This window comes from Pseudomonas fontis (assembly GCF_028656955.1).
Classification (GTDB): domain Bacteria; phylum Pseudomonadota; class Gammaproteobacteria; order Pseudomonadales; family Pseudomonadaceae; genus Aquipseudomonas; species Aquipseudomonas fontis.
This window is the reverse complement of record NZ_JAMDGY010000013.1, coordinates 107,324-125,943: the sequence shown is the minus strand read 5'-3', so window position 1 is coordinate 125,943 and position 18,620 is coordinate 107,324. Positions and strand designations below refer to the sequence as shown.

The 18,620-nt window shown below is 62.1% G+C and carries 16 protein-coding genes and 1 other RNA gene; all 17 read right to left on the bottom strand.

Annotated features, from left to right (window positions below):
* Nucleotides 1-134: 134 nt before the first annotated feature.
* Nucleotides 135-1,046: a UDP-3-O-acyl-N-acetylglucosamine deacetylase gene (lpxC, locus tag M5G11_RS04990; protein WP_273909463.1), complete on the bottom strand. Its 912-nt coding sequence runs from the start codon at nucleotides 1,044-1,046 to the stop codon at nucleotides 135-137.
* 112 nt (nucleotides 1,047-1,158) lie between these two features.
* Entirely contained in the window at nucleotides 1,159-2,352 is a 1,194-nt protein-coding gene (gene ftsZ / locus M5G11_RS04985; RefSeq protein ID WP_273909462.1) for a cell division protein FtsZ, read from the bottom strand.
* A gap of 57 nt (nucleotides 2,353-2,409) precedes the next feature.
* Complete coding sequence (ftsA, locus tag M5G11_RS04980; RefSeq protein WP_273909461.1) at nucleotides 2,410-3,666, bottom strand: cell division protein FtsA; 1,257 nt, start codon at nucleotides 3,664-3,666, stop codon at nucleotides 2,410-2,412.
* A 14-nt stretch (nucleotides 3,667-3,680) separates the two neighbouring features.
* Nucleotides 3,681-4,547: a cell division protein FtsQ/DivIB gene (locus tag M5G11_RS04975; RefSeq protein ID WP_273909460.1), complete on the bottom strand. Its 867-nt coding sequence runs from the start codon at nucleotides 4,545-4,547 to the stop codon at nucleotides 3,681-3,683.
* A 4-nt stretch (nucleotides 4,548-4,551) separates the two neighbouring features.
* On the bottom strand, nucleotides 4,552-5,511 hold the full coding sequence (locus M5G11_RS04970; RefSeq protein WP_273909459.1) for a D-alanine--D-alanine ligase: 960 nt from the start codon (nucleotides 5,509-5,511) through the stop codon (nucleotides 4,552-4,554).
* Nucleotides 5,508-6,962 (bottom strand): UDP-N-acetylmuramate--L-alanine ligase, encoded by a 1,455-nt coding sequence (gene murC / locus M5G11_RS04965; RefSeq protein ID WP_273909458.1) that lies wholly within the window; start codon nucleotides 6,960-6,962, stop codon nucleotides 5,508-5,510. The genes M5G11_RS04970 and murC overlap by 4 nt, the downstream gene beginning before the upstream one ends.
* Nucleotides 6,955-8,034, bottom strand: coding sequence for an undecaprenyldiphospho-muramoylpentapeptide beta-N-acetylglucosaminyltransferase (gene murG / locus M5G11_RS04960; RefSeq protein WP_273909457.1), 1,080 nt, complete (start codon nucleotides 8,032-8,034; stop codon nucleotides 6,955-6,957). Before murG ends, murC begins: the two co-directional genes overlap by 8 nt.
* Nucleotides 8,024-9,238: a putative lipid II flippase FtsW gene (gene ftsW / locus M5G11_RS04955; protein ID WP_420793787.1), complete on the bottom strand. Its 1,215-nt coding sequence runs from the start codon at nucleotides 9,236-9,238 to the stop codon at nucleotides 8,024-8,026. Before ftsW ends, murG begins: the two co-directional genes overlap by 11 nt.
* On the bottom strand, nucleotides 9,235-10,581 hold the full coding sequence (murD, locus tag M5G11_RS04950) for a UDP-N-acetylmuramoyl-L-alanine--D-glutamate ligase (protein ID WP_273909456.1): 1,347 nt from the start codon (nucleotides 10,579-10,581) through the stop codon (nucleotides 9,235-9,237). Before murD ends, ftsW begins: the two co-directional genes overlap by 4 nt.
* A gap of 6 nt (nucleotides 10,582-10,587) precedes the next feature.
* A complete protein-coding gene (gene mraY / locus M5G11_RS04945) occupies nucleotides 10,588-11,670 on the bottom strand; it encodes a phospho-N-acetylmuramoyl-pentapeptide-transferase (protein WP_273909455.1) in 1,083 nt (360 codons plus the stop codon).
* Nucleotides 11,670-13,037 (bottom strand): UDP-N-acetylmuramoyl-tripeptide--D-alanyl-D-alanine ligase, encoded by a 1,368-nt coding sequence (locus M5G11_RS04940; protein WP_273909454.1) that lies wholly within the window; start codon nucleotides 13,035-13,037, stop codon nucleotides 11,670-11,672. The genes mraY and M5G11_RS04940 overlap by 1 nt, the downstream gene beginning before the upstream one ends.
* Nucleotides 13,030-14,499 (bottom strand): UDP-N-acetylmuramoyl-L-alanyl-D-glutamate--2,6-diaminopimelate ligase, encoded by a 1,470-nt coding sequence (locus tag M5G11_RS04935; protein ID WP_273909453.1) that lies wholly within the window; start codon nucleotides 14,497-14,499, stop codon nucleotides 13,030-13,032. The genes M5G11_RS04940 and M5G11_RS04935 overlap by 8 nt, the downstream gene beginning before the upstream one ends.
* On the bottom strand, nucleotides 14,499-16,232 hold the full coding sequence (locus M5G11_RS04930) for a peptidoglycan D,D-transpeptidase FtsI family protein (protein WP_273909499.1): 1,734 nt from the start codon (nucleotides 16,230-16,232) through the stop codon (nucleotides 14,499-14,501). The genes M5G11_RS04935 and M5G11_RS04930 overlap by 1 nt, the downstream gene beginning before the upstream one ends.
* Nucleotides 16,232-16,525, bottom strand: a complete 294-nt coding sequence (ftsL, locus tag M5G11_RS04925) for a cell division protein FtsL (RefSeq protein ID WP_273909452.1) — start codon at nucleotides 16,523-16,525, stop codon at nucleotides 16,232-16,234. The genes M5G11_RS04930 and ftsL overlap by 1 nt, the downstream gene beginning before the upstream one ends.
* Nucleotides 16,522-17,469, bottom strand: a complete 948-nt coding sequence (gene rsmH / locus M5G11_RS04920) for a 16S rRNA (cytosine(1402)-N(4))-methyltransferase RsmH (protein ID WP_420793786.1) — start codon at nucleotides 17,467-17,469, stop codon at nucleotides 16,522-16,524. The genes ftsL and rsmH overlap by 4 nt, the downstream gene beginning before the upstream one ends.
* The gene (gene mraZ / locus M5G11_RS04915) at nucleotides 17,466-17,921 is read right to left on the bottom strand and encodes a division/cell wall cluster transcriptional repressor MraZ (protein WP_043862058.1); all 456 of its coding nucleotides are present in this window, start codon (nucleotides 17,919-17,921) and stop codon (nucleotides 17,466-17,468) included. The genes rsmH and mraZ overlap by 4 nt, the downstream gene beginning before the upstream one ends.
* 309 nt (nucleotides 17,922-18,230) lie before the next feature.
* An RNA gene (gene rnpB / locus M5G11_RS04910) (RNase P RNA component class A) lies at nucleotides 18,231-18,589 on the bottom strand.
* Nucleotides 18,590-18,620: the final 31 nt, after the last annotated feature.

Below are 18,620 nucleotides of genomic sequence, written 5' to 3'. Positions count from 1 at the left end.
ACCCGACGTAAGGGCGGAAGGGGCCGGAAAAACCAATAAAATCAAATGGATAATCACCCACAACCAAAAACCCAACCCATAAAAAAGGCCACCCGAAGGTGGCCCAAAAAAACTAAAGAAGAGAGAGTTCGTACTTACACTGCCGCAACCGGACGCATGTAAGAGATCGGTGCCGTACTGGCATCTTCGAATGTCACCACTTCCCAGGCATCTTTTTCCTCAATCAGCTTGCGCAGCAGCTGGTTGTTCAGCGCGTGTCCGGACTTGTAGCCCTTGAACTCGCCGATCAAGCTGTTGCCCAGCAGATAGAGATCGCCGATAGCATCGAGGATCTTGTGCTTCACAAATTCGTCTTCGTAACGAAGACCGTCTTCGTTGAGCACGCCATCCTTGTCCACCACGATAGCGTTTTCAACGCTGCCGCCGAGGGCGAGGTTATGCTTGCGCAGGTACTCGATGTCGCTCATGAACCCGAAGGTACGGGCGCGGCTGACTTCCTTCACAAACGAGGTGCTGGAAAAGTCCACGCTGGCACTTTGGGTACGGTTGCGGAACACCGGGTGGTCGAAATCGATCTCGAAACTCACCTTGAACCCTTCGAAAGGCAGGAAAGTAGCGCGCTTGTCGCCATCTTCCACTGTCACTTCACGCAGGATACGGATGAACTTCTTGGCTGCGTCCTGTTCTTCCAGGCCGGCAGATTGAATCAGGAATACAAAGGGCCCTGCGCTACCGTCCATAATCGGCACTTCGGACGCGGAGAGCTCGACGTAGGCGTTATCGATGCCCAGGCCAGCCATGGCCGAGAGCAAGTGCTCTACCGTATCTACCTTGGTATCGCCGTTGACCAGTGTGGTCGACATTGTAGTCTCACCGACATTCGCTGCACGCGCAGGGATCTGCACGACAGGATCGAGGTCGGCGCGGCAAAACACGATGCCGGTATCCACAGGAGCCGGTTTGAGGGTCAGGTAAACCTTTTCCCCGGAGTGCAGGCCGACACCTGTGGCACGGATAACATTTTTCAGGGTGCGTTGTTTAATCATGGCATTGGCCGCTTCAGCGCAAATTGCGAACTGGTATCAACAAAGGCTGGGGATAATAGCAGACCCGGCCTTTGCTGAACACCAATCACCTTTATACCCCTGATAAATTCCATTAATCAGCCTGACGACGCAGGAAAGCCGGGATGTCCAGGTAGTCCAGATCGTCTTGCGGGTTGAGTTTAGCAGCGGCGGCTGCACCGGCATGGGCCTGGTTGCGCATCACGGTCGGGCGCTCCAGGTCACGGTAGTTCACCGAAGACTGCTCGTTGCGCACAGGAGCCGGTGCTGGGCTCTGCTGCATGGCGGCCGATTGCAGGGTGTTGTCGATGACCTTGACCGGCTTCTCGATTTTCGCACCCAGACCGGTAGCAACCACGGTCACGTGCAACTCATCGCGCATGTCCGGATCGATAACGGTACCGACCTTGACCATGGCGTGATCAGACGCGAACGCCTCGATGATGCTACCAACGTCGGAGTACTCACCCAGCGACAGGTCAGGACCGGCGGTGATGTTCACCAGGATGCCACGGGCGCCCTGCAGGTTGACGTCCTCGAGCAGCGGGTTGCGAATGGCCGCTTCAGTGGCCTCGCGTGCACGGTTCGGACCGCTGGCGCAGCCAGTGCCCATCATCGCCATGCCCATCTCGCTCATCACGGTACGCACGTCGGCAAAGTCGACGTTGATCATGCCCGGACGCTTGATGATGTCGGAGATACCGCGAACGGCACCGGCCAGTACATCGTCCGCCTTGGCGAAGGCCGACAGCAGGCTGGCGTCCTTGCCGAGGATGGTCAGCAGTTTCTCGTTCGGGATGGTGATCAGCGAGTCAACGCTTTCCGCCAGTGCACGGATGCCTTCGTCGGCGATCTGCATGCGCTTGCGACCTTCGAACGGGAACGGACGGGTCACCACCGCAACGGTGAGGATACCCATCTCTTTCGCCACTTCAGCGATGATCGGTGCAGCACCAGTACCGGTACCGCCACCCATGCCGGTGGTGATGAACACCATGTTGGTGCCCTGCAGCACTTCAGCGATGCGCTCACGGTCTTCCAGTGCGGCCTGACGACCGACCTCCGGATTCGCGCCAGCACCCAGGCCCTTGGTCACGCCAGTGCCCAGTTGCAGAATGGTCCGCGCGCCGATATTTTTCAGCGCTTGAGCATCGGTGTTGGCGCAGATGAACTCAACGCCTTCGATGTTGCTCTTGACCATGTGATTGACGGCGTTGCCACCGCCGCCACCGACGCCGATCACTTTAATGACCGGGCTTTGCGGGACGTTGTCTACGAGCTCGAACATTTTCCCTCTCCTTTCAGTTCTCTAGTTTTTTGCGCCTACTACTACTGCTTTGAAACTTTAAAAGTTGCCCTTGACCCAGCGTGTGAAACGCTCGAACGCTGGGGCTTTCGGTTCATCGCCATAGTTGTTGCTGCTGCTGATACCGGTCAGGGTCAAGCCTTCGGACTGCTTCTGCAGGCCGTAGGTGAGCAAGCCCACACCGGTGGAATAAATCGGGTTGCGGACCACGTCGCTCAAGCCGCGAACGGTAAACGGCACGCCAAGGCGTACCGGCATGTGGAAAATTTCTTCGGCCAGTTCCACCGCGCCTTCCATCTTCGAAGTACCGCCGGTCAGGACGATGCCCGCAGGCACCAGGTCCTCGTAACCGCTGCGGCGCAGCTCGGCCTGGATCAGGGTGAACAGCTCGTCGTAGCGCGGCTCGACCACTTCGGCCAGGGCCTGGCGTGACAGCTCGCGTGGCGGACGATCGCCCACGCTCGGCACCTTGATGGTTTCACCGGCACCGGCCAGCTTGGCCAGGGCGCAGGCGTAGCGGATCTTGATTTCTTCGGCGTACTGGGTCGGCGTACGCAGGGCCATGGCGATGTCGTTGGTGACCTGGTCACCGGCAATCGGGATCACCGCGGTGTGGCGGATGGCGCCTTCGGTGAAGATCGCGATATCGGTAGTGCCGCCACCGATGTCGACCAGGCACACGCCCAGCTCTTTTTCGTCGTCAGTCAGCACCGAGTAGGCCGAAGCCAGTTGCTCGAGGATGATGTCGTCGATTTCCAGGCCGCAACGGCGCACGCACTTCTCGATGTTCTGCGCCGCATTCACGGCGCAGGTCACCACGTGGACCTTGGCTTCCAGACGTACGCCGGACATGCCCAGTGGCTCGCGAACGCCTTCCTGGTTGTCGATCACGTAGTCCTGCGGCAGCGTGTGCAGGACCCGCTGGTCCGCCGGGATGGCCACGGCCTGGGCGGCGTCGAGGACGCGCTCAAGGTCGGCGGCGCTGACTTCACGGTCGCGGATGGCGACGATGCCGTGGGAGTTCAGGCTGCGGATATGGTTGCCGGCAACGCCGACGAACGCCGAGTGGATGCGGCAGCCAGCCATCAGCTGGGCCTCTTCCACCGCGCGCTGGATCGACTGCACGGTGGACTCGATGTTGACCACCACGCCTTTTTTCAGCCCACGCGAAGGGTGCGTGCCGATACCAACGATTTCCAGGGTGCCGTCGGCGGCGACTTCGCCCACCAGTGCAACCACCTTGGAGGTGCCGATATCCAGCCCGACGATCATTTTGCCGCTATGCGCATTTGCCATGGTCCTGCCTCTCTCTAATTCTTCGCAACGGCGGGTTTGGCCGTCGTCGGTGCAATCGGTTCCCGCCAACCAACAGCCAGGCCGTTGGCGTAACGCAGATCGATGCGGGCGATGTTCGTGATCTGTTCTTTGAGCGTCTTGTCGTAAATGGCAATGAAGCGGCGCATTTTTTCCACCAGATGATCACGCCCCAGCAGCAGTTCGATCCCCGGGCCAGCACTGCCGGCACCGGTGGTCAGGAACCAGCTGCCACGCTCGCGCAGTTCCAGACGGGCAATCGAGAAGCCCATTGGGCGCAACATCTGGCTCAGTACCTGATATTGCTGCATCACTTGTTGCTGCGCCCGCTGCGGCCCGAAGAGCTGCGGCAGGTGCTCGTAGTTGGCCAGTTCGCGGGGGGCAAAGGCCTGGCCCTGGTTGTTGAGCAAGGCCTCATCACCCCACCGCGCGACCGGCAACTGTTCTTCCAGGCGGATCACCACTTCGTCCGGCCATACGCGACGTACTTCGGCATGTGCGATCCACGGCATCTGCTCGAGTTCGCCACGCATGCTGGCCAGGTCCACGGTGAAGAAACTCGCCGCCACATAAGGCGCAATCCGTTGCTGTACCGCCTGCTGGCTGATGTAGCTGAGGTCGCCCTGCACCGCGATCTTGGTGATCGGCCGGTCGGCATACGGCATCAGCCGCTGCGCACCTTCGTAGGCGCCGAACCCGGCGACCACCAGCAACACCGGCCACAGCAGGCGTTTGAAGACACTGAAATTGGCCTTGGGCAGGCGCGCCGACAGTGGCTCCTTGGCCACCATCCGGCTGGCACCGCGCGGCACCGGCTTGCGGCCGGTGGCGGGTTGCTGATGACGTACCATCGCGCCTTGCATGGGCTTAACCTCGCGCCTCGACGCTGGCCGCCAGGATCGCCAGCACCAACTGCTGGAAGTCCAGGCCCGCCGCGCGTGCCGCCATTGGGACCAGGCTGTGATCGGTCATGCCTGGGGCCGTATTGACTTCAAGTGGCCAGAAATTGCCCTGCTCGTCCTGCATCACGTCCAGACGACCCCAGCCGGCAATGCCGATGGCGTCGCAGGCACGGGCAGTCAGGTCGATCAGTTCCTGTTCTTTCGCTGCGTCCAGGCCGCACGGGATGCGGTACTGGGTATCGTTGGCGATGTACTTGGCGTCGTAGTCGTAGAACGTGTGCGGGGTGCCCAGGGAGATCGGCGGCAGGACCTGACCACGCAGTACGGCCACGGTGAACTCCGGACCCTTGATCCATTGTTCAACCAACACTTGCGAGTCGTAGATGGCGGCGTCTTTCCAGGCAACGATCAACTCTTCAACGCTGCTCACTTTCGCCATACCGATACTGGAGCCTTCATGGGCCGGTTTGACGATCAAAGGGAAGCCCAGTTCCGCACCCGCAGAAATACAGTCATCGGCGCTGGCCAGCACCGCGTGACGCGGGGTCGGAATACCCAGGCTCTGCCAAACCTGCTTGGTGCGCAGCTTGTCCATGGCCAGGGCCGACGCGAGGATGCCGCTGCCGGTGTACGGAATGTTCAGGCACTCCAGCAGGCCTTGCATGCTGCCGTCTTCACCGCCACGGCCGTGGAGGATGATGAAGGCGCGATCAATCTTCTCGCTTTGCAGGCGGCTCAGCAGGTCGTCACCGACATCAATGGCCACCACGTCGACACCGGCGCTGGTCAGCGCCTCGATCACGGCAGCGCCGGACTTGAGCGACACTTCGCGCTCGGCGCTCTTGCCGCCGTACAGCACGGCGACGCGGCCGAAGTCTTTCACGGCGATGGTCGAGTGCAGGTTGTTGTAGGCGCTCTCAGTCATTTCGACTTCTCCTGACGGGCTACGGCACCTGCGAACAACGGGCTCTTCAACAGTTGCGGGGCCAGGCCACCGATGTCACCGGCACCCTGGCACAGCAGGATGTCGCCAGCGCGCAGCAGCGGCTTGACCAGCGGCGCGAGTTCCACGCCACGTTCGATATAGATAGGGTCCAGCTGACCGCGCTGGCGGATGCTGTGGCACAGCTGGCGGCTGTCGGCCCCCGGGATCGGCTCTTCACCGGCCGGGTAGACTTCCATCAGCAGCAACACGTTGGCATCGGCCAGGACCTGGACGAAGTCGTCGTACAGGTCGCGGGTACGGCTGTAGCGGTGCGGCTGGTAGACCATGACCAGGCGGCGATCCGGCCAACCACCGCGCACGGCCTTGATCACGGCAGCCACTTCGGTCGGGTGATGACCGTAGTCGTCGACCAGCATCACTTCGCCGCCTTCAACCGGCAGTTCGCCGTACACCTGGAAGCGTCGGCCGACACCCTGGAAGCCCGACAGGCCCTGGACGATAGCTTCATCGCTGATGCCCTCGTCGGTGGCGATGGCGATGGTTGCCAGCGAGTTCAGCACGTTGTGGTTGCCCGGCATGTTCACCGACACGTCCAGCGGCTCACGGTCGCGACGCAGGACGGTGAAGTGGGTCTGCATGCCGGTCTGGCGCACATTGATTGCGCGCACGTCGGCATCTTCATGGAAGCCGTAGGTGACCGCAGGGCGTTTCACCAGTGGCAGGATCTCGCGCACCACCGGGTCGTCCAGGCACATCACCGCCAGCCCGTAGAACGGCAGGTTGTGCAGGAACTCGACGAAGGTCTTCTTCAGTTTGTTGAAGTCGCCTTCGTAGGTCGCCATGTGGTCGGCGTCGATATTGGTGACCACGGCCACCAGCGGCTGCAGGTGCAGGAAGCTGGCGTCGCTTTCATCAGCCTCGGCGATCAGGTAACGGCTGGTGCCGAGCTGGGCATTGGTGCCCGCGGCATTCAAACGGCCACCGATGACGAAGGTCGGGTCCAGGCCACCGGCGGCAAATACCGATGCCAGCAGGCTGGTGGTGGTGGTCTTGCCGTGGGTGCCAGCAACGGCAATGCCGTGGCGGTAGCGCATCAGCTCGGCGAGCATCTCGGCGCGCGGTACCACGGGAATGCGGCGCTCAAGCGCAGTCGCGACTTCCGGGTTGGCGGTATTGATGGCGCTGGACACCACCAGCACATCGGCGCTGGCGGCGTTCTCGGCACGGTGGCCGATGAAGATTTCGGCACCGAAGGATTCCAGGCGCTCGGTCACGGCCGAAGTTTTCAGGTCGGAACCCGAGACCTGGTAACCCAGGTTCAACAGTACTTCGGCGATGCCGCACATGCCCACGCCGCCGATACCGACGAAGTGGATACGGCGGATACGGCGCATTTCCGGTTGTGGCATGGCTTTCTGATTTTCAACCATGGGCCACCTCCAGGCAGATATCGACCACGGTGCTGGTGGCAGCGGGTTTGGCCAGGCGCCGCGCGGTGCGGGCCATGCTGTCGAGTTTTTCCGGTTGCATCAGTACCTCGTTCAGGCGTTCAGCGAGTTGCGCTGCGCCAGTTGTCGCTTGTGGCATCAGGAAGGCAGCGCCTTCACGGGCCAGATAATGGGCGTTGTGGGTCTGGTGATCGTCGATCGCGTGGGGCAAGGGCACCAGCATCGACGGCAGGCCTGCCGCCGCCAGTTCGCTGACGGTCAGCGCACCGGCCCGGCAAACCACCAGGTCGGCCCAGCCATAGGCGTGGGCCATGTCCTTGATAAAGGGCTCTACCTGAGCCTCGATCCCGGCGTCGCGATAACGCTCGGCGGTGATCTGGTCGTGATTTTTGCCCGCCTGGTGGAACACCTCAGGCCGAACAGCCTCCGGCACCAGGGCCAGGGCTTGTGGCAACAGCTTGTTCAGCGGCTCGGCGCCAAGGCTGCCACCCAATACCAGCAAGCGTGCGCGGCGACCGGCCAGCGGTGCGCGTGCAGGCTCCAGGAACAATTCGCCACGCACCGGGTTGCCGGTGGTGCGCCGCTTGTCGCTGGCCTCGAAGGTATCCGGGAAAGCTTCGCAGACTCGCCCGGCCAGTGGCACCAGCAGCCGATTGGCGGTACCCGCCTTGGCGTTCTGTTCGTGGATCACCACCGGTACGCCGCACAGCTTGGCCGCCACACCGCCAGGGCCGGTGACATAACCACCGAAGCCGACCACGCACACCGGGTCGAGCTGACGAATGATCCGGCGCGCCTGCAATACCGCCTTCAACAAGGTGAAGGGTGCCTTGAGCAGCGACAGCTTGCCCTTGCCACGCAGACCGGTGACGTTGATCAGGTGCAGTTGCAGGCCAGCCTGCGGCACCAGTTCGTTTTCGATACCACGTGGGGTCCCGAGCCAGTGCACGTGGTAGCCACGGGCCTGGAATTCACGGGCGCAGGCCAGGGCCGGGAAGACGTGCCCCCCGGTGCCACCGGCCATGATCAGTACATTCTTGCCGTCAGCGGCCATGGTTTGGCTCCTCGGCAAAGTCGCTTTCATCAAATTCATGCTCTTCACTGCCCAGGTGGGTTCGACTCTCCCACTCGATCCTCAGCAACAACCCCACGCAGGCGCAGCAGATCACCAGCGAGCTGCCCCCGTAACTGAGGAATGGCAAGGTCAGGCCCTTGGTCGGCAGCAGGCCGACGTTCACACCAATGTTGATCAGGAACTGGCCGATCCACAGGAAGGACAGCCCGAACGCCACATAGGCGGCGAAGAACTGCTTGGCCTTCTCCGCCCACAGGCCGATGTACAGCGCGCGAACGGTGACGAAGACGAACAGCGCGACGGTCAGCAGCGAGCCGACTACGCCCAGCTCTTCGGCCAGCACCGAGAACACGAAGTCGGTGTGTGCTTCAGGCAGGTAGAACTGTTTCTGCACGCTGTTGCCCAGGCCCACGCCCAGCCATTCACCACGCCCGAAGGCAATCAGCGCCTGGGTCAGCTGGTAGCCGGAGCCGAACTGGTCGGACCACGGGTCGGTAAAGGTAATCAGGCGCGCCATTCGGTAGGGCTGGGCCTGAACCAGGACAAACACCGCCACCACCGCCAGCACCACCATCAGGCTGAAGCGGAACAACCCCACCCCGCCGAGGAACAGCATGGCCGCCGCCGCGCCCATCATCACCACGGTGGCGCCGAAGTCCGGCTCCATCAGCAGCAGGCCGGCCATCGGCAGCAGCACGATGAACGGCTTGAAGAAGCCCATCCAGCTTTCGCGCACTTCTGTCTGGCGGCGCACCAGGTAGCCGGCGAGGTAGATCACCACGAAGACCTTGGCGATTTCCGAGGGCTGCACGTTGAAGAAGCTGAAGCCGATCCAGCGCATCGAACCGTTCACTTCACGGCCGATGCCGGGCACCAGTACCAGGATCAGCAAGCCGAAGGCGCCGATCAGCATCAGGTGGCCCATGCGTTGCCAGGTGGCGATCGGCACCATCATGGTGACGATGCACGCACCGACGCCCAGGCCGACATACACCAGGTGGCGGAACATGTGGTACAGCGGGTTGCCCGATTGCACGGCCGCCACTTCCGAGGAGGCCGAGGTGATCATCACCAGGCCCAGGCCCAGCAGCGCCAGGCAACCGGCGAGGAAAGCGAAGTCGAGGTCGACGCCACGGCCGCTGATCAGCGGCGACGGGTACGGCTTGATGATGCCGAAGATCATGCCAAGCCCTCCACTGCCAGGGCGAACAGGCGCCCACGCTCTTCAAAGTTCTTGAACATGTCGAGGCTGGCACAGGCTGGCGAGAGCAACACGGCATCGCCCGGTTGCGCCAGCTCGGCGCACTGCTGCAGGGCCTCTTCGAGGGTGTTCACACGGATCAGCGGCACGCTGTCGCACAGGGTCTCGGCCAGGCGCTCGGCATCGCGACCGAGCAGCACCACCGCGCGGCAATGTGCAGCCACTGGAGCGCGCAGCGCGGCGAAGTCGGCACCCTTGCCGTCGCCACCGGCGATCAACACCAGCTTGCCGTCGATGTCGGCACCCAGGCCTTCGATGGCAGCCAGGGCTGCACCGACGTTGGTGGCCTTGGAGTCGTCGTAGTAGTTCACGCCGTTGCGCTCGCGGACCCACTGGCAACGGTGGGCCAGCCCGGCAAACTGGCGCAGGCTTTCAAGCATGGCGGCGAACGGCAGGCCGACCGCGTGGCCCAGGGCCAGCGCCGCCAAGGCGTTGGACTGGTTGTGCGAACCACGGATCTTCAGCTCACGCACCGGCATCAGGCTCTCGAACTCGAACGCCAGGTACTTCTCGCCATTTTCTTCGCGCAGGCCAAAAGCCTTGAAATCAGGTTGGTTGAGACCGAAGGTCCAGCACGACTGGCCTTCCATCAGCAGCGGACGGCTCAGGGCATCCTGACGGTTGACCACTACCTGACGCGCGCCACGGAAGATCCGGTGCTTGGCCAGGTGATAGGCCGGCAGGCCACTGTAGCGGTCCATGTGGTCTTCGCTGACATTCAGCACGGTGGCCACTTCGGCGTTGAGCTGGTCGGTGGTTTCCAGCTGGAAGCTGGACAGCTCCATCACGTACAGCTCGACGTCATCACTGAGCAGGTCGAGCGCCGGGGTGCCCAGGTTGCCACCAACCGCCACACGCTTGCCGGCAGCAGCAGCCATCTCGCCGACCAAGGTGGTCACGGTGCTCTTGGCGTTGGAGCCGCTGATGGCGACGATCGGCGCCTTCGCGTGACGCGCGAACAGCTCGATGTCACCCGACAGTTTCACACCACGCGCGGCAGCGGCCTGCAAGGCCGGGGTCGCCAGGGCCAGGCCCGGGCTCACGTAGAGCTCGTCGGCACGGCACAGGAACTCGACATCCAGCTCGCCACAACGCACTTCGACCTGTGGGTAATCGCGGCGCAGGGTCGCAAGCTCTGGCGGATTTTCGCGCGTGTCGGCCACCGCAAAGGCAATGCCCCGGTTCGCCAGGAAGCGAACCAGGGACATGCCGCTCTTGCCGAGGCCGACAACGATGCGGAAATGGTCAGATGCGATCAAAGACACGCGTTTCTACCTCAGTTTCAGGGTGGCAAGGCCAATCAGCACGAGAATCACGGTGATGATCCAGAAGCGGACGATCACCCGAGGCTCGGGCCAACCCTTGAGTTCAAAGTGGTGGTGAATCGGCGCCATGCGGAACACCCGCTTGCCGGTCAATTTGAAGGAAGCAACCTGGATCACCACCGACAGGGTTTCCATGACGAACACGCCACCCATGATGAACAGGACGATTTCCTGACGGACGATCACCGCGATGGTGCCCAGCGCTGCACCCAGTGCCAGTGCGCCGACATCACCCATGAAGACCTGTGCCGGGTAGGTGTTGAACCACAGGAAGCCCAGGCCGGCACCGATCAGCGCGCCGCAGAACACGATCAGCTCACCTGCGCCCGGTACGTAAGGGATCAGCAGGTATTCAGCGAATTTCACGTTGCCCGACAGGTAGCAGAAGATGCCCAGGGCGCCGCCAACCATTACCGTCGGCATGATCGCCAGGCCGTCGAGGCCGTCGGTCAGGTTGACCGCGTTGCTTGAACCGACGATCACGAAGTAGGTCAGCACCACGAAACCAATGCCCAGCGGGATGTACACGTCCTTGACCATCGGCACGATCAGGGTGGTTTCCACGCTGGTCGGTGCGGTCATGTAGAGGAAGATCGCCGCGCCCAGGCCGAACACCGATTGCCAGAAGTATTTCCAGCGGCTTGGCAAGCCACGGGAGTTCTTCTCGATCACCTTGCGGTAGTCATCGACCCAGCCGATGGCGCCAAACAGCAAGGTGACGATCAGCACCACCCAGACATAGCGGTTGCTCAGGTCGGCCCACAGCAGCGTGCTGATGCCGATGGCCGAGAGGATCAGTGCACCGCCCATGGTCGGGGTGCCGGATTTGGACAGGTGCGATTGCGGGCCGTCATTGCGAACCGCTTGACCGATCTGGCGAATCTGCAGGGTACGAATCATCCAGGGCCCCAGGCACAGGGACAGCGACAACGCGGTCAGTACACCGAGAATCCCGCGCAGGGTCAGGTACTGGAAGACCGCGAAGCCTTTGTAGAACTGTTGCAGATACTCAGCCAGCAGCAGCAGCATTAATGTTTCTCCCCGCTGGAACCGCACAAAGCCACTACGACGTTTTCCATCGCAGCGCTGCGCGAACCCTTGATCAAAATAGTGGTGTTGTTGGCCTGTTCGGCGCGAACGGCGTCGATCAGATCAGCTTGATTGGCAAAATGGCGGGCATCGTTACCGAACGCCGAGACCGCGTGGGCCATCATCGGACCCACGGCATACAGCGCGGCAACCTTGCCCTTGGCGTACTCGCCGACCTGGCGATGCCCTTCCTCGGCCCACTGGCCCAATTCGCCGATATCCCCGAGCACCAGGACGGTGCGCCCGGAAAAGCCGGCGAGTATATCAACGGCAGCGCACATGGAGGTGGGGTTTGCGTTGTAACTGTCGTCAATTACCCGCACACCATTAGGGGCCATCTGCACCACGGTGCGCCCCTTGACCGGTTGCACGGCGTTCAGCCCGGCGACAATGCCGCTCAACGTCAGGCCAAAGGCATGTGCCGCAGCGGCCGCAGACAGGGCATTGCTGACGTTGTGAATGCCCAGCAGGTTGAGCTGGACCCGCTCCACGCCCGACGGGCTGTGCAGGTCAAAGGCTGGGCAGCCGCGCTGGTCGTAGCTGATGTTGCCTGCGTGGAAGTCGGCACTGGCATTGGCCAGGGCGAACGTCAGCACGCGATGATTGCCGGCGCGCTGTTTCCAGATGCCGAAGGCCTGGTCATCCAGGTTCAATACCGCGACGCCGTCCTTCCCCAGCCCCTCAAGGATCTCGCCCTTGGCTTCGACAATCTTCTCTGGCCCGCCGAACTCACCGACATGAGCGGTGCCGGCGTTGTTGATCAAGGCAACTTGTGGTTGCGTCAGGTCTACGGTGTAGCGGATTTCGCCGACGCGCGAAGCGCCCAGCTCGATTACCGCCGCCGTGTGTTGCGGGGCGATTTCCAGCAGGGTCAGCGGAGCGCCCAGGTCGTTGTTCAGGTTGCCACGGGTGGCCAGCACCGGGCCGCGCGTACGCAGGATGCTGGCGAGCATTTCCTTGACCGTGGTCTTGCCGCTGGAGCCGGTAATCGCGGCAACCGGCTGGCTGAAGGCGGCGCGATTCAGCGCGCCCAGTTGGCCCAGTGCATCACGGGTGTCGGCCACCACCAGTTGTGGCAGCGTGCTGTTCGCTACTTCGCGCTCAACCAAAGCCGCTACGGCGCCCTTGCCGGCCACCTCGTTGAGGTAGTCATGACCGTCGAAACGCGGCCCCGTCAATGCCACGAACAACTGCCCGGCAACGATTGCGCGGCTGTCGATGCTGACCCCGGTAAAGGTGGCATCAGCGCCGACCAGACGGCCGTTCAGGGCGTCGGTGAGTTGACTCAGGCTCAACGGCTTAAGCATGTGAGGCCTCCCATACCGCGAGGGCTTTCTCTGCTTCAACCAGGTCGGAGAAGTCATGGCGTTCGCCCATGATCTCCTGATAATCCTCGTGCCCTTTACCGGCCAGGACGATGACATCGTTTGCGCGGGCACTGGCGACCAGGCGGGCAATCGCCTCACCGCGACCGGCAACGAACTCGACGCTTTGGCCTTGGGTGAACCCTGGGCGGATATCGGCAAAGATCTGTTGTGGGTCTTCGCTGCGCGGGTTGTCATCGGTGACCAGTACGCCATCGGCCAGGCGTTCGGCGACTTCAGCCATCAGCGGACGCTTGCCGCGATCACGGTCACCGCCACAGCCAAACAGGCACAACAGCCGGCCCTGGGCGTGAGGGCGCAGCGCTTCAAGCACTTTTTCCAGCGCATCGGGGGTGTGCGCGTAATCGACCACCACCAGCGGCTTGTTGCCGCCACCCAGGCGCTGCATGCGCCCGACCGGGCCTTCCAGCTTCGGAGTGACCTTCAGAATCTCATCCAGCGCGTAGTTCATCGCCATCAGCGTACCCACCGCGGCCAGGACGTTGCTCAGGTTGAAACGCCCGAGCAGACGGCTGCGCAACAGATGCTCGCCCTGCGCCGTCACCAGCGTGGCACGTACACCGTCGTCATCAAACGTCGCTTCGCGGCAGTACAAGGTCGCGGCCGGGTCGATGAGGCTGTAGCTGATCAGGCGTGACTCACCCTTCTGGGCGGCCAGGCTGCGACCAAAATCGTCATCCAGGTTGACCACCCGGCAGCGCAGGTTCTGCCAGGCGAACAGGCGTGCCTTGGCGGCCTGGTAGGCCTCCATGCTGCCGTGATAGTCCAGGTGATCGCGGGACAGGTTGGTCATCACCACGATATCGAAAGCCAGCGCCGCCACACGACCTTGTTCCAGGGCATGGGAGGAAACTTCCATGGCAACCGCTTTCGCGCCGCCCTTCTTCAGGTCGCTCAAGGTCGCCTGCACGGCGATCGGGTCTGGCGTGGTCAAGCGGCCGCTTTGCAGCTCGCCGTAGAAGCCGGTACCCAGGGTGCCAATCAGGCCGCAGCGCTTGCCGAGCAGGTCCAGCGCCTGGGCAACCAACTGGGTGACGCTGGTCTTGCCGTTGGTGCCGGTGACGCCGACCAGGTCCAGCTGACGGCTCGGCTCGCCATAGAAGCGACCGGCAATATCGGACAGCTGGGCAATCAGGCCCTTGACCGGAATCATCGGCACATCGGTGATCGGCAATACGGTGGCACCTTGCACCTCATAGGCAATCGCTGCCGCGCCGCGCTTGAGTGCGTCGGCAATATGCCCACGACCATCGAGCTTGGCACCGGGCACGGCGAGGAACAGGTCGCCCGCGCGCACGCTACGGCTGTCCAGGGTCAGCTCGCGGATCAGCGGGTCCTTGTTGCCATCATTCAGGGCAAACAGTTTACTCAGTGGCATTGTCATCAACCGCGCCCTCCTTTGGCGGGCGCAGCATCAACTTGCTGCTGTGGACTTGGCGGTGGCAGGTTGTCTGGCGGCACGTTCATCAGACGCAGCGTGCCGGACATCACCTTGCTGAACACCGGTGCCGAAACCAGGCCGCCGAAATAGCCGCCCTTGCTCGGCTCGTCGATCACCACGACGATGGCATAACGTGGGTCGCTCATCGGGCCGAAGCCGGTGAACAGCGACCGATAGGCGTTTTCGGTGTAGCCCTTGGAACCAATGGTGGCTTTACGCGCAGTACCCGATTTGCCGCCGACGTGGTACGACGGCACCTGGGCACGGAACACGCCGCGCGGTGCTTCAATCACCTGCTGCAGCATGCCTTGAATGGTTTCTGCGGTTTCTTTCGCCAGCACCTGGGTCGCCTCTGGCGGCTTGTCGACCTTGAGGATGCTCAGCGGGACCATCTTGCCGTCGTTGGCCAGCGCAGCGTACGCATGCACCAACTGCAACGCGGTCACCGACAGGCCGTAGCCGTAGGACAGGGTAGCGGTCTCGGCCTTGCGCCACTCGCGGTGGTTAGGCAGGTTGCCGACGCGCTCACCCGGGAAGCCCAGGCCGGTGTACTGGCCAAGGCCGAGGCTGGACATCACGCGGTAAATGGATTCGCCACCGATATCAAAGGCGATCTTGCTCATGCCGACGTTACTGGAGTTGATCAGGATGCCGGTCAGGTCGAGGATCGGGCCTTCGCTGCGGGAAACGTCACGAATGGTGTAGCGCCCCAGTTGCAGGGTGCCCGGGTAGACCTCGACCTTGTCGGAAGGCTTCCAGCGGCCACTTTGCAACGCAGCACTCATGGAGAACGGCTTGACCGTGGAGCCAGGCTCGAACACGTCGATGATCGCCCGGTTACGCATGGCCGCCGGGAACATGCTGCGGCGGTTGTTCGGGTTGTAGGTTGGCTGGTTGACCATGGCCAGCACTTCGCCGGTCTTGACGTCCATGATCACCAGGCTACCGGCCTTGGCTTCCTGCTCGGCAATGGCGTTGCGCAGTTCACGGGTGGCCAGGTATTGCAGGCGCAGGTCGATCGACAACGCCAAGGTCTTGCCGGCCTTGGCGTTCTTGGTGACCTGGATGTCCTTGATCAGCCGGCCGCGCCGGTCCTTGATCACCTGGCGCTTGCCGGGCACCCCGGCCAGCCATTCGTCGTAGGCCAGTTCCACCCCTTCGCGACCGTGGTCGTCGAGGTCGGTAAAGCCGACCATGTGCGCGGCGACATCACCGGCCGGGTAGAAGCGGCGGAATTCCTCGATGCCGTAAACACCTGGCACCTTGAGGTCGAGCACGACCTGGCCCTGCTCCGGGGTCAGGCCACGGACCAGGTAGATGAATTCTTTGCTGGCTTGCTGCTCAAGGCGATCTTCCAGTGCCTTGGGATTTTGCCCCAGTGCAGCGGCAAGCGCCGGCCAGCGGTCCTTGGAGGCCTGCATCTCTTTCGGGTTGGCCCACAGGGTGGTCACCGGGGTACTCACTGCCAGCGGTTCGCCGTTGCGGTCGGTGATCAGGCCACGGTGCGCCGGGATCGGAATGTGGCGCAGGCTGCGAGCATCGCCCTGCCCCTTGAGGAACGCGCGATCGACGACCTGCAGGTCGATGATGCGCCAGGTAATCGCGCCGACCATGATTGCCAGCAAGGCGATGACCACGCGGAACCGCCAAGGGTAGAGTGCACCTTCAAGCTTCATCATGGCGCCACCATCCGCACTTCGTCGGCGGCCGGGATGCGCATTTTCAGCTGTTCGCTGGCCAGGGCCTCGATACGGCTATGGGCGGTCCAGGTGCTCTGCTCGAGAATCAGCCGGCCCCACTCGGCCTGCGCCTTGTCGCGCTCGCTGAGTTCACCGTACAGGGTATTGAGCAACTGACGATTCCAGTGCGCGCTGTAGGACACGGCGATGGCGGAAACCAGCACGCCGATAAACAGCAGAAGCATCAGGAAGCTTCCGCCTGGCAATGGCTTGGCAAAGAGCCTGCTCACCTAAGCTTCTCCGCCACACGCATGACGGCGCTACGCGAACGCGGGTTGGCCTTGAGTTCCGCCTCGGAAGCGAACTGGGCCTTGCCATGCACCTTGATTTTCGGCTCGAACACCTTGTGCTGAACCGGCAGGTTGCGCGGCAGGTTGTCCGCCTCGCCCTTGACCAGCTTGCGCATGAACAGCTTGACGATGCGGTCTTCCAGCGAGTGGAAGCTGATCACCACCAGGCGACCACCGACTTCGAGGGTATCGAGTGCAGCTTGCAGGCCGACCTCCAGGTCGCCCAGCTCATTGTTGACGTGGATACGCAGGCCCTGGAACGCACGGGTCGCCGGGTTTTTGCCCTTTTCCCAAGCCGGGTTGGCAACCTTCAGCACTTCGGCAAGATCAGCCGTGCGCTCGAACGGGGTAATTTCACGCCGGGCCACGACGGCGTTGGCCATGCGCTTGGCGAAACGCTCTTCTCCGTATTCCTTGAACACCCGGGCGATTTCTTCAGCCGGCGCAGTGGCGATGAACTCGGCAGCGCTGACGCCACGGCTCGGGTCCATGCGCATGTCCAGCGGGCCATCGTTCATGAAGCTGAAGCCGCGTTCCGGGTCATCAAGCTGCGGCGACGACACGCCCAGGTCCATCAGGATGCCATTGACCTTGCCAGCCAGGCCGCGCTCTACGACCTCTTCGCCAAGCTCGGCAAAGCTGCGCTGCACAATGACAAAGCGGCCGTCTTCGGCCGCCAGCGCTTGCCCGGTGGCAATCGCTTGAGGATCTTTATCGAACCCGAGCAGCCGGCCATCCGGCCCCAGGTGCCGGAGAATCAGGCGACTGTGCCCACCGCGTCCGAAGGTGCCATCGAGGTAGCAGCCATCGGCGCGTACGGCGAGAGCCTCAACGGCTTCGTCAAGCAGTACGGTGATGTGGTTAAAGCCGCTATCTATAGTCACAGGATCAAATCACGCAGTTCATCAGGCATGGCGCCCGGTTGTTGAATGGCTACCAGGTCCGCTGCAGCAACAGCGTTCCAGGCATCCTCGTCCCACAATTGGAATTTGTTCAGTTGCCCCACAAGCATTGCCCGCTTGTCGAGCTTGGCGTATTCGCGCAGACGGGGCGGCACCAGAAAACGCCCGCTGCCATCGAGCTCCAGATCAACCGCATTGCCGATCAGCAAACGCTGCAGGCGACGGTTCTCTTCGCGTAACGACGGCAAGGCGCGCAACTTGGCCTCGATCAGTTCCCACTCATCGAGCGGGTACACACATAAACAGGGATCAACCGCATCGATCGTCACGATCAACTGCCCGGAACTGCGCGAATCGAGCTCGTCACGGTACCGGCTCGGCATCGCGAGACGGCCTTTGGCGTCGAGGTTGATTGCGTTGGCTCCGCGGAACACGGCTGCTCACCCTTAAATGTTAGCTTTTTTGTCTCTGAAAACCCACTTCGTGCCACTTTCTGCCACTTGCGCACACTATAGGAATCCGCCTACCACACCGTCAAGGCGCGCTTATAAGGAAAACCCTTACAGATCGGAGATTTAGCTCAACATCGCAACAGGAATGGACTATTTGGAGGGATTTATGGCGGGAAAAAGCGAAGCCACTCAAACGGATAGAGTTCAAAGTTAAAGTGATTTATTAAGAGTAAGATTTTTTCGGTATTACGGAGACGCGTCTGCTATCGAATCAAGCAGGGAGGGAAAGAGGTGGAGAGTCGATCTGTAAGCCGGGTTCTGTCGAGGACAGTCATTCCTCTACGACGGCCATCACTGGACGCCTTTAGCAACCTACCCGGTTCCAACGCGGGCCGCGCCATATGGAACCCTATTTGGTCTTGCTCCGAGTGGGGTTTACCTAGCCACGAACTGTTACCAGACGTGCGGTGCGCTCTTACCGCACCTTTTCACCCTTACCGGCACCGAAGTGCTTAGGCGGTTATTTTCTGTGGCACTTTCCGTAGGCTCACGCCCCCCAGGCATTACCTGGCACTCCGCCCTATGGAGCCCGGACTTTCCTCCCCCCTCTTTTGCGAACAAAAGAAGGCAGCGACTGTCCAATCGACTCTCCGCCGCAAAGGTTAACGGTAGGCGGGCTCA

Bases quoted from the DNA above. Each gene is read 5' to 3' on its own strand.
- M5G11_RS04930 (WP_273909499.1), bottom strand. From the start codon at position 16,232: ATGAAGCTTGAAGGTGCACTCTACCCTTGGCGGTTCCGCGTGGTCATC.
- M5G11_RS04970 (WP_273909459.1), bottom strand. From the start codon at position 5,511: ATGACTGAGAGCGCCTACAACAACCTGCACTCGACCATCGCCGTGAAA.
- M5G11_RS04940 (WP_273909454.1), bottom strand. From the start codon at position 13,037: ATGCTTAAGCCGTTGAGCCTGAGTCAACTCACCGACGCCCTGAACGGC.
- M5G11_RS04975 (WP_273909460.1), bottom strand. From the start codon at position 4,547: ATGCAAGGCGCGATGGTACGTCATCAGCAACCCGCCACCGGCCGCAAG.
- murC (WP_273909458.1), bottom strand. From the start codon at position 6,962: ATGGTTGAAAATCAGAAAGCCATGCCACAACCGGAAATGCGCCGTATC.
- mraY (WP_273909455.1), bottom strand. From the start codon at position 11,670: ATGCTGCTGCTGCTGGCTGAGTATCTGCAACAGTTCTACAAAGGCTTC.
- M5G11_RS04935 (WP_273909453.1), bottom strand. From the start codon at position 14,499: ATGACAATGCCACTGAGTAAACTGTTTGCCCTGAATGATGGCAACAAG.
- ftsW (WP_420793787.1), bottom strand. From the start codon at position 9,238: ATGATCTTCGGCATCATCAAGCCGTACCCGTCGCCGCTGATCAGCGGC.
- ftsA (WP_273909461.1), bottom strand. From the start codon at position 3,666: ATGGCAAATGCGCATAGCGGCAAAATGATCGTCGGGCTGGATATCGGC.
- lpxC (WP_273909463.1), bottom strand. From the start codon at position 1,046: ATGATTAAACAACGCACCCTGAAAAATGTTATCCGTGCCACAGGTGTC.
- murG (WP_273909457.1), bottom strand. From the start codon at position 8,034: ATGGCCGCTGACGGCAAGAATGTACTGATCATGGCCGGTGGCACCGGG.
- ftsZ (WP_273909462.1), bottom strand. From the start codon at position 2,352: ATGTTCGAGCTCGTAGACAACGTCCCGCAAAGCCCGGTCATTAAAGTG.